This window comes from Streptococcus mitis SK597 (assembly GCF_000148545.1).
Lineage (GTDB): Bacteria > Bacillota > Bacilli > Lactobacillales > Streptococcaceae > Streptococcus > Streptococcus mitis_C.
The window spans coordinates 20754-31398 of sequence record NZ_AEDV01000036.1 but is presented as its reverse complement, the minus strand read 5'-3'; the positions used below and the strand labels follow the sequence as shown (position 1 = coordinate 31398).

Genomic DNA, 10645 nt, shown 5'->3' with positions numbered 1-10645 from the left:
ACAAGCGACGCCATCGTTTTCTTTCCATACTAACCTCCATCAAAAAAGTCCTCACACAAAAAACTTGTGTGAGGACGTCGATGCGCGGTACCACCTCAATTATAGGGAATTTCCCTATCGCTCTGTCTCGCAATAACGAGATGCACTATAAGGTGTGCTCACCGAATTTTTATGATTTCAAATTCTAAATAACATTCAGCCCAATTTTCATCATCATCACTTATCTGTTTTCAGCTACCACAGACTCTCTATAAAGTTTGTATGATTACTTTTCTGAATGGTTAAATTATATCATTTTTCAACTACTTGTCAAGACTCTTTTAGCATTTTTTTGAAATATTCAAAAACTTCCCCTATGGAAAAGAGGAAGTTTGATAGGTATCAGCCTGAATTACGCAATCCTGTCGCAATTCCGTTGATGGTTGTATGGATTAATTTTTCTTGATCGCTTGACAATTCTCCTCGACGTTGACGTTTAATCAACTCCAACTGGATATAGTTGAGAATATTAAAGTAAGGCATACGGTAATCCAAACTTGCTTTTAGATATGGATTTTCAGCCAAGAGTTCATCGTAACCTTCGATAGCCAAGATAACTTCCTTGGTGACTTGCCATTCATTTAGAATAGTCTCATAGATTGCTTTTACTTGATCATCTTCACAAAGTTTGGCATATTCAAAAGCAATATTCATATTTGATTTTGACAAGACCATATCAACATTTGAAAGAAGTGACTGGAAGAAAGGCCAATTTTGGTACATATCTCGTAAGATAGCAATATTCTCTGGATTTTTATCGATAAATTCCTTGAAGCTTGAACCAACCCCATACCAGCCAGGGAACATGACGCGACTTTGCGACCATGAGAAGACCCAAGGGATAGCTCGCAAACCACCGATTTCAGTAATCGTCTTACGAGCGGCTGGACGAGAACCAATATTAAAGCTTGAAATAGCCTTGATTGGACTTGACTCGAAGAAATAATCATAGAAATGGTCATTCCCAAAAACCAAATCACGGTAGATATCATAACTACGGTCCACTACTTGGTCCATAATGGCTTCATAACGATTTGATGTATTGGTATCGCTCTTCTTCTGAGTAATCATACGGTTAATGGCTGCAGATACTAGCATTTCAAGGTTATAGTAGGCTGCGTCTTTGTTACCATATTTATTGCCAATTACTTCACCCTGCTCCGTCAAACGGATACGATCCTTGATAGACTTGAGCGGTTGAGATGTGATGGCTTCATAGGTTGGTCCACCACCACGACCGACAGTCCCACCACGACCATGGAAGAAGGTAACCTTAACGCCAAATTCATCTCCAATAGCAGTCAATTGTTGTTGAGCCTTGTAGAGGGTCCAACATGATGATAAGTAACCACCATCTTTATTACTGTCAGAGTAGCCCAGCATGATTTCTTGATAGTTATTGCGTGAAGCAATCCATTTCTTAGCAAGAGGAAGTGAAAGGTATTCTCTCATGGTTTCTTCTGAGTGATCCAAGTCCTCGATTGTTTCAAAGAGAGGAACGATTTGGACACGGGCTCTTTCTTTATCAACTAACCCTACTTCTTTTAGCAAGATAGCCAATTCCAACATGTCTGATACGCTGGTTGCATGTGAAATAATGGTTTGACGAATAACATCATCACCCAACTTATCTTTCAACTTACGAGCAGCCTTAAAGATAGCCAATTCTTTTTCAAGTAACTCTGATTTTTCAACATGAGTGGCAGAAAGAATACGTGGATCTTCTTCTAATTCTTTCAAAAGAAGCTGGCATTTTTCTTCTTCACTTAATTCACTGTAATGAGAATGAATTCCTGCTGATTTTAAGAGTTCTGCTACACAGGCCTCATGAACACTAGAATCTTGACGCATGTCAATAGATGCCAAATAGAAACCAAAAATTTCAACTGCCTGGATCAACTCAACAAAATCACCAGAAATCAGTGCTTCACCCTTATTTTCCAAGAGGGAATCACGAATAGTAATTAAATCCTTATAAAAATCATTGGCCGTTTCATAGCGAGCCCCAACTTCCTTATCCTCAATCAGATAGGTTTTTGTTGCTTGGATTTTTGATTGAATATCAAACAAGGCACGGCGGTAAAGCTCTTTTTCACGGTAAATAGAGTTATCCTTAGATTGACGAGCCATTTCTCTGACTTGCTTGCTGACATTGACAATACTAGTTGAAAGGGAGAATTCACGATAAAGTTGGTAAATCTTTTCATCATAGTAGTTCATGATGACTTCACACTGAGTCATAGCAGATTGTTTCAAGGTATCTGCTGTAACAAAAGGATTCCCATCACGGTCTCCACCAATCCACATTCCCATGGTAATTGGTTTAGGATGTTTCAACTCCAAGCCGTGTTTTTTAGCCAGACGCTTGTACTCAGCAGTCAAATGAGGAACTGCCTTCAGGAATGAACTATTGTAGTATTCCATAACATTCGTAATTTCATTGGTTACTTTCAATTTCTTTTCACGAATCATATCTGTCTGCATGATAATCTCAATGTAACGACGGAGATCATTATGCCATTTTTCCTTATTAATCAAGCCTAATTTCACATCACGATACTTACGCAAGAGGGTGTGGATATGGTTAGTCAAATCCAACATACTCTTACGTTGCACTTGCGTTGGATGGGCTGTCAAAACAGGGACAACATTCAAGTGTTCTAGAATTTCAACCGCATTTTCTTTTTCAGCAACCATTTTGATTGTTGCTGACAACTTACCAAGATAATCTTGATCGATATTATTTTGGTGGTTGATTTCATAAGCCAAATCCACGTCTTCTGAAATATTAATCAAGAGGGGCAAGATAGAGAAATAGCGTGAAATATAAGCCATTTCATCATTTGACAGACTAGTAACCAATTGGTTCAAGCCTTGATAATCTTCTTGAGTTGACAATTCTTTCAACTGCATAATTTTTTCAAAAGTCTCTGGGGCAAGCATATTTTTAGTGATATCTTCTAACAATTCTGTTAAAATCAATACTTCTTCTTGCACGACAGCTTTATTACTATAGTTTTCTAATTTTTGAAGAGACATAGGTAATCCTTTCCACTATCAGCTCTACATATAGTTTGAGGAGTGAGCTTCTAACTCCTCATACAATTGAGCACGCTTTTCACTTGCATCAATATTTAAGACAAAGGCGATGGCTACAGACAAGACCAGAAGACTATTCCCTCCTTGCGATAAGAAAGGAAAGGTTACTCCTGTCGAAGGAATAATACCAGAAATTCCACCGATATTGACAAACACCTGGATCAACATCATCCCCCCAACCCCAATCGCCATCATGGAATTAAAGGGATTCTTAGCACGAATTCCGACTAGGATAATTCGCAAAATAAGGAAAAAAACAAGTGCTAAAATCAAGCCGGCCCCTACAAATCCAAATTCTTCGATGACAATTGAAAATACAAAATCTGTATGGGCCTCTGGTAAATAGCCACGTTTTTCAATTGAATTTCCTAAACCTAGACCAAACCAACCACCATTTACCATGGCAAAGTAGGAATTTGCGAGTTGGTGGCCTGCTCCTGCCAAATCGGCAAAGGGATTAAAATAGGCACTGAAACGCTTGGCAACGTAACCAAATACCGGAACTTTTGAAAACTTATCAACCCCTATAAAAGAAATCAGTGATAAGGATAGGGCAGAAACTCCCACCAAAATTCCCAAAAAGGCAATAAACCATCTATAAGCGATACCACTAATCGTATACATAATCAAGGCAACCAAAGCTAAAATAGAAGCATTCCCCAAATCTGGGAAAATAGCAAGGCTCCCAATCAGTACAAAGAGAACAAAGCGCCAGTCATTAAACGCACGAGGAAGCCACTGATTCTGTGTCAAAACTTGAAAATCATAAATAGCTATATCCTCTTGTTGTTTGGAAAATTTATTTGCTAGATACCAAATAATAATAATTTTCAAATATTCGGCTGGCTGAATGGTCAAAGGTCCTACAGAAATCCAGCCATAGGCTCCATTGACAGGAATACCAATTATCCGAGCCAAGGCTAATAGAATCAACTCAACGAACATAACGATAAATAGAAGACGTTCGTTTCTTAAAAAATTCAGTTTCAACTTATATATCAAGGCAATCAGTATCAAACTAAATATCCAAAATATTCCCTGACTTCGGACCAACTGCAGTGCACTTTGGCCTTCTTGAATCAAAATAGCACTGGTTGTCGAATAAACCACAATCAAGCCCAAAATAGATAAAAGTAAGTAAGGAACTAGAATAGAATAATTTAATAGGTGCCTTTTACTAATCTTCATAGTATCACCAATCTAATGAGAACAACACAATTGCTTCCCAAATTCCGTTTGTTTTCTAGTTTTGATTGCTATTATACCATTTTTTCCGAAAGAAAAAAACTCTTATCCATCAGATAGACCATTTTTGTCATAAGAAAAAGAGCACTTGGCTCTTTTCTGTTTTATTCTTTTGATGAACTACTTGAGCTTGAATCTCCGCCACCAATATATTGGGTGAAGATATTTTGGAAGGCTTGGTCCTTAACCTTGATATTGGCTGCTTGTAATTCTTTTCCGATAATGCTTTGAACAAATGTTGAATCATTTTGTTTTTGAGTCAAGATAACAGTTTTTAATTTTTCTTTGTAGTCATCAATATTAGATGATTTTTCTGTTTTCTTAATGAGTTTTACAATGTAATATTGGCTACTGTAAGCTTGTGTGCCAGCGGCTGTGATCACATCAGAAACACCGTTTACATCTAGAGCAAATGCCGCTTTCTTAACTTGTTCTGGTACTTCTGTTGAAGCAGAATCAAAGGTGATTTCTCCACCATTCGCTTTAGTTTTCTCATCAGTTGAGTTATCTTTAGCTAATTGAGCAAAATCAGCACCTTCTGCCTTGGCTTTTTCGAGAACTTCTTTGGCCTTATCTTCATTATCAAGACGGATGATTTGAGCCGTTACATCTGGAGTGTACTCGTCAAAGGCCTTCTTATAGGCATCATCTGTCAATTCAGCTTCTGCTGCTTTTTTAACTGCCAACTCAACCAATTTACTTGTACGAATTTGAGCTTTACGTGTTTCAAGAGTCATTCCTGCTTGCGACAAGACACGTTGGTAGTTCTCACCATATTGTTTTTCTTCTTCGGCAATAGTATCGTTGACTTCTTTATCATCTACTTCTGAGCCATATTGCTTCTCAAATACTTTTTGGATGGTCAAGTTCAACAACACTTGTTGAGCTGAAGGGTTGCTTTTTACTTGCTCATAAAATTGATGTTCTGTGATGACATCCCCTTTCATGCTGATAAGGTCTGCCCCTTCTGAACCTTTCGAACAAGCTGCTAAAGTTGCTACTGATAATAGTGTAATGGCACCTGCCAATAGTTTTTTCTTCATGTCTACTCCTTTGAGATAAGTGTTACCCTATCTATTTTACTATATTTTCTTAAATTTTTCTGAAAATCATTCGCTGTCAGGCAATTGAACATCTGCTACATTTTTACGAAGCATGAGAATGCCGTCCCCCAGAGGTACTAGTGTTGCGGTGAGTCCTGGATTGTCTAAAGTTGCATCAAATAGTCTTTGAAGTCCTCTGTAAATGGTTCGCTGGCCACGACGGACTTCCATAATATCCTTGGCAACATCACCACCTTGGAAAATATCATCCAAGATAACCACACCTCCAACATCCAAGTGTTTGAGGATTTCTGGCAGAAAGACGATGTATTTAGACTTAGCAGAATCCATAAAGACAAAATCATAAGACTCTGTCAAGGTAGATAAGACATCTACCGCATCTCCCTCTAGGAGTGTGATTTGCTTGCGACTGTCAAACTGGGCAAAATTTTCCTTGGCAAAACCAATCATTTCTGGATTGCGGTCAATGGTTGTAATCTTAGCCTTTGGCGCATGTTCTGCCATCAAGAGGGCAGAAAAACCGATAGCCGTCCCAATTTCCAGAATGTTTTTAGGTTGCATGGTTTCCATGAGAAAACGGAAATAAGCAACCGTTTCATGGGGAATGATTGGAATATTTTCCTTGCGAGCAAAGTCTTCCAATTCTTTCAAAGATCCTGTGACTTGCTTTTGACGCTGACGCATTAAGTCCACAATTTCTTCCTTGACGACAGGACGACGCATGTTATGGTTGGCATTCTTGCTATATGATTCAACCATCTTATGCCAATCCCAATTTTTCAACAAGGGCTTCAAACTCATTCAAACGACGTTCGAAGACTGCAAAAGCATCGTTGAGATAGTCTTCCTTCTCCATATCAACACCAGCTTTTCTCATGACATTAAGTGGATAGTCAGATTTACCTGCCTTGAGGTAATCGATATAGCGGTCACGGTCTTCTTGACTACCATGGACAATCTTTTCAGCCAGAGCTGAAGCTGCTGCAAAGCCTGTTGAATATTGATATACATAGTAGTTATAGTAGAAGTGTGGAATACGAGCCCATTCGTATTGGATTTCAGGATTGTCTTCCTTACTCAATCCATAATACTCTTGGTTCAAGTCTGCATAGAGTTTATTTAAGAAATCGCTTGTCAAGACTTCACCATTTTGATCCGCTTGGTGAATGGCGTGTTCAAACTCAGCAAATTGAGTTTGGCGGAAAACTGTTCCACGGAAACCATCTAGGAAGTTATTGAGAATAGCAAAGCGCGTTGCATCATCTTCTACTTCTTCCAATAATTTCTCCGTCAAGATATTTTCATTAGTGGTTGAAGCAATCTCAGCCAAGAAGATAGAATAATCTCCGTAAACATAAGGCTGAGTTTCACGAGTATAGCTTGAGTGCATACTGTGACCAGTCTCATGGACAAGGGTAAAGAGATTGTCTAGATTGTCCTGCCAGTTAAGAAGCATAAAGGCATTAGTATCGTAAGAACCACCAGAGTAAGCCCCTGAACGCTTGCCTTGGTTTTCGTAAACATCAATCCAACGCTCGCTGAAGGCACGTTTAACACGGCTCAAGTAATCCTCACCCAAGACTGCCAAGGCATCTTCTGCTTTTTTCAAGGCTTCTTGGTAGGTAAAACTATATTCAACAGATGAAAGCGGTGTGTAGACATCGTACATCTTAAGGTCTGAAATCCCCAAGATTTTTGAACGAAGTTCAAGGTAACGATGCAAGAGTGGCAAATGCTTGCGAACTGCTGCTACCAAATTGTCATAAACACTTTCTGGAACAAAATTAGCCGCTAGGGCTGCATGACGAGCACTCTTGTAGTTACGTACCTTGGCACGATAGTTTTGGACCTTAACATTGGTTTGCAAGGTTTTGGCATAGGTATGTTGGAATTGTTGATAAGTCGCATAAAGGGCTTGATAGGCACCACGGCGAACCTCACGATTTTTAGACTCCATCAAACGTGTGTAAGTCCCATGAGATAGCTGAACTTCCTTACCATCATCGTCAAGAACATAAGGGAACACAATATCCGCATTGTCCAAGATAGCGAAGGTTTCACTTGCCGAACCAAAGATTTCCCCAGCTCCAGCCAATAATTCTTCTTCGCGTTGTGAAAGAACGTGATCCTTGCCTTGCAAAAGCTTGTCAAAATAGTGTTGATAAACCTGCAATTTTGGCTGAGCTTCTAAAAAGTCAGCATACTGCTTTTCACTAATCTCCATAAATTCAGGTTCATAGAATGAAAAGGCTTGGTCTAGCTGGCTGTAGAGTGTCATGGCCTTAGCATAGTACTCTTGGTACTTGGCTTCACGTGTATCCTGGTCATTTTTCATATGAGCATAAACGTAAAGCTTCTCCATCTGGCGTTCCATTTCAAGAGAAAATTCAGTAATTTCGAGTAGACTATCCGCACTATCCAGGAGATGGCCTTCATACTGGGCTACTGTCTCCAATTGTTCTGTTATATCTTTTAAGGCTTCTTCCCAAGCCTGGTCAGTTGGGTAGATCGTTGATAGATCCCATGTATCTTTTTCATTTATTTCATGTCTTTGTAATACCATTAGATTCCTCCATCCTTTCTATTCTACCATATTTTTTAAGAAATATTGCTGATAAAAGGCTGGTGGATAAAGCTTTTGCCAATCATTTTGAGGATTTTCTTGATAATAGGTTTGAAAATACTGATAATAGCTGGTCAAATCTTGCTCAATTTGGAAAAATTTGCCTACTATTGGCCGAATTTGTGGATACCATTCTTTTAGCCCATAAGTCAGGAGATTTTCTCCCTTTTGATAAGCTTCTGCTTGTTCTTTCATCCAAAAGGGATTGTGATAAAACAGTTGTTGCCGGATATAGCGGCAGATGTCCTTGTCCTGAGAAACTGTAAAATGAGAGATTTTTTGTTTCTTATAGGGAAGACGTAATATTTCCAGTAAACTAGCTTGACCATAGGGAAATTCCTTGATCTGATAATGGAGTTTACCTCGAAGATCTTGGTAAATCAGGTATTTGAGTCTTAAAACCTGTTTTTCCTTGTCTAATTCCCAAATATAAAAGCCCATGTTTTGACTGAAATAGAGAAACCCTTGTTGCAGACGAGTCAAGCGGTCCTTGAGCCACAGTTTTTGACCCAACAACCACAGAACTTGGTAACCCTGACTACGATAGCCCTCACTGCGCTCTTTAAGAACTTTTTGAGGCAAGGGACTACATTGAACCTCTAAAGCTAGATTGCCATTTACAAATACATCCGCAATCTGTTTAAGCTCTGGAAGCGGGTATTCTAATTGCACCTCTGCCTCTTTTTTCAACCAGTGATAAAGGGATTCTTTATTTGCCAGGTGTTCTGTGCTTTCATTTTCAGAGGAAAAATCACAGTCTTTTAAGGTTTTATGGGCAAAATGGGTCCGTACACTTGCTCCTTGCCGCAAACGGAGTTGACCTCCACAAGCTGGGCAAGTGTAGGCTTGCTTCTCAAGCTTATCCTCTAACACATTTACCAATTCTCCCCTAGCATCTCTCGCAACAAACATGATTTCCCTCCTTTTCTATATTATTCGTAAAAAAGAAAAAAGATCAGGAAATTTCCTAATCTTCATCACTCTATAATTTTAGAGTTGCAAGCGACTTTCAAGAGCTTGTGTCAACACTTCAGAATAGTTCACTTTCTCACGATCTGCAAGTCTGACTAGCCACTCTGGAATCGTAACATTTTTTCGAATCGCTTTATTATTCTTTACGAAAGGCAAGGGATTGACCTGAATCAAAGTCACAAATCCATCAGGAGCTTTCAACTCAGCAATGTCACTAGGAGTAGGCAAAGCCAGTCCTTCATCAATATAAGATGCTAAAACACTCTCAAGCATTTCCCGAGCATTTTTCATTGCAAGTTCAATCGTTGTTCCTTCAGTCCCGCCTCCAAATTCAGGAAATTCAACCCAGTATCCAGTGCCTTCTCTATGAAAAATAGCAGGATAAGATTTTAGCATAATACACCTCCACAATTTCCAAATCAACTACAATCCTAAATCTTTTAATATTTTTCTCTCTAAACCTTTTCCTAGATCATCATTACCGTGAACTGGAATAGTGACAAGATAGGGAACCCCTTCTTTCTTAAAATGATGATGACTTCCTCTCTTACGAACTTCAATCCATCCATTTGCAAGAGCTAATTTTACCATTTCCTTACCTGTGATTGGCATTCATAGTCACCTTTCTAGCTAAAATTATACTTATAATGCGTATTTTTGTCAATTCTTCTATCTTATCTATTCGTAAAAAAGAAAAAAGATCAGGAAAATTCCCAATCTTCATTCATGATTATTTGATTTTTTTAGCTAGCATGGTCGCAAAGCGTAGTTGAATACGATTGCCATTCTCATCGCGACGGTGCAAATGGCCTGGATTTTCATTGTACTTGACCAATTCCCAGTCCTTGTAATAGTCTGCCAATTCCCCTTCTTTAAAGGTAAATGGGAAGTTCACAGAGCAAGGGTAATCTTCCGTATCCATAGCACAAACGATAAGATTATAGCCACCGACCGTGGTATGCTCCTGCATATTTTTGATAATTGCAGGAATGCGGTCCGCTTGCAAAAACATCAAAACAACTGTTGAAACGATAAAATCATATTCTTGCCCAATGCTGGCTGAATTGATATCGTAAAGACCAACAGGCATGTTCAGGTCTTCTTGCTCCACAATGCTTTGCAAGATTTCAAGGGCCAGTTCATTTTGATCCACAGCTGTCACATCAAAACCTTGCTGGGCTAGAAAGAGAGAATTACGACCTTGACCACAGCCCAAATCCAAGGCTTTCCCTGGTTTTACTGTCTGCATAGCCTCTAGGACCTCTGAATGAACCGGATTGGTATTGTATTTCTTAGGAAAATAATCCTCAGGTTTACAATAAAACTCCAAATACCATTCCACATCGTCTGTTACAGCCTCCACTCGGTGCCAAGCTTGTGGTTGTGCCATGGGATTGTCGGCTCCTGCTTCAAAGATGTGCTCAGCTAGAACCTCACCATCTTCTGTCAATTCAATAAACTTGAGAGCTCCTTTTAAAACAGTAATCTTGCCCCAAGTCCCAACCTTGGTATTGTGTTTCTGCTGAACAGCCTCTGGCATGGTTTCTTTATTCCACAAGGGCATACGTTTATAGGCAACTAGTTTTTCCATCTTCATTTCCTC

The 10645-nt window shown here is 39.2% G+C and carries 9 protein-coding genes and 1 other annotated feature; all 9 genes read right to left on the bottom strand.

Translation table 11 applies throughout. The features are described 5' to 3' along the window. Window positions 1-67: 67 nt before the first annotated feature. Window positions 68-285, bottom strand: a binding site (T-box leader). Window positions 286-381: 96 nt separating this feature from the next. Next, window positions 382-3078: a phosphoenolpyruvate carboxylase gene (gene ppc / locus SMSK597_RS06915; RefSeq protein ID WP_000058173.1), complete on the bottom strand. Its 2697-nt coding sequence runs from the start codon at window positions 3076-3078 to the stop codon at window positions 382-384. Window positions 3079-3102: 24 nt separating this feature from the next. Next, on the bottom strand, window positions 3103-4326 hold the full coding sequence (ftsW, locus tag SMSK597_RS06910) for a cell division peptidoglycan polymerase FtsW (RefSeq protein WP_000703374.1): 1224 nt from the start codon (window positions 4324-4326) through the stop codon (window positions 3103-3105). A 161-nt stretch (window positions 4327-4487) separates the two neighbouring features. Then, complete coding sequence (gene prsA / locus SMSK597_RS06905; RefSeq protein WP_000727946.1) at window positions 4488-5426, bottom strand: peptidylprolyl isomerase PrsA; 939 nt, start codon at window positions 5424-5426, stop codon at window positions 4488-4490. Between the two features lie 66 nt (window positions 5427-5492). Continuing rightward, window positions 5493-6206: an O-methyltransferase gene (locus SMSK597_RS06900; protein WP_080551628.1), complete on the bottom strand. Its 714-nt coding sequence runs from the start codon at window positions 6204-6206 to the stop codon at window positions 5493-5495. Between the two features lies 1 nt (window position 6207). Continuing rightward, on the bottom strand, window positions 6208-8010 hold the full coding sequence (gene pepF, locus SMSK597_RS06895) for an oligoendopeptidase F (RefSeq protein ID WP_000244090.1): 1803 nt from the start codon (window positions 8008-8010) through the stop codon (window positions 6208-6210). A gap of 18 nt (window positions 8011-8028) precedes the next feature. Then, entirely contained in the window at window positions 8029-8982 is a 954-nt protein-coding gene (locus SMSK597_RS06890; protein ID WP_000495913.1) for a competence protein CoiA, read from the bottom strand. A 78-nt stretch (window positions 8983-9060) separates the two neighbouring features. Continuing rightward, window positions 9061-9438: a type II toxin-antitoxin system HicB family antitoxin gene (locus SMSK597_RS06885; RefSeq protein ID WP_000920512.1), complete on the bottom strand. Its 378-nt coding sequence runs from the start codon at window positions 9436-9438 to the stop codon at window positions 9061-9063. A gap of 27 nt (window positions 9439-9465) precedes the next feature. After that, window positions 9466-9654: a type II toxin-antitoxin system HicA family toxin gene (locus tag SMSK597_RS06880; protein ID WP_001122912.1), complete on the bottom strand. Its 189-nt coding sequence runs from the start codon at window positions 9652-9654 to the stop codon at window positions 9466-9468. 118 nt (window positions 9655-9772) lie between these two features. After that, on the bottom strand, window positions 9773-10633 hold the full coding sequence (tehB, locus tag SMSK597_RS06875) for an SAM-dependent methyltransferase TehB (RefSeq protein ID WP_000413753.1): 861 nt from the start codon (window positions 10631-10633) through the stop codon (window positions 9773-9775). Between the last annotated feature and the right edge of the window lie 12 nt (window positions 10634-10645).

Excerpts from the sequence above, each read along its gene's own strand:
- tehB (WP_000413753.1), bottom strand. The coding sequence starts at position 10,633 with ATGGAAAAACTAGTTGCCTATAAACGTATGCCCTTGTGGAATAAAGAA.
- prsA (WP_000727946.1), bottom strand. The coding sequence starts at position 5,426 with ATGAAGAAAAAACTATTGGCAGGTGCCATTACACTATTATCAGTAGCA.
- pepF (WP_000244090.1), bottom strand. The coding sequence starts at position 8,010 with ATGGTATTACAAAGACATGAAATAAATGAAAAAGATACATGGGATCTA.
- ppc (WP_000058173.1), bottom strand. The coding sequence starts at position 3,078 with ATGTCTCTTCAAAAATTAGAAAACTATAGTAATAAAGCTGTCGTGCAA.
- SMSK597_RS06885 (WP_000920512.1), bottom strand. The coding sequence starts at position 9,438 with ATGCTAAAATCTTATCCTGCTATTTTTCATAGAGAAGGCACTGGATAC.
- SMSK597_RS06900 (WP_080551628.1), bottom strand. The coding sequence starts at position 6,206 with ATGGTTGAATCATATAGCAAGAATGCCAACCATAACATGCGTCGTCCT.
- SMSK597_RS06890 (WP_000495913.1), bottom strand. The coding sequence starts at position 8,982 with ATGTTTGTTGCGAGAGATGCTAGGGGAGAATTGGTAAATGTGTTAGAG.
- SMSK597_RS06880 (WP_001122912.1), bottom strand. The coding sequence starts at position 9,654 with ATGCCAATCACAGGTAAGGAAATGGTAAAATTAGCTCTTGCAAATGGA.
- ftsW (WP_000703374.1), bottom strand. The coding sequence starts at position 4,326 with ATGAAGATTAGTAAAAGGCACCTATTAAATTATTCTATTCTAGTTCCT.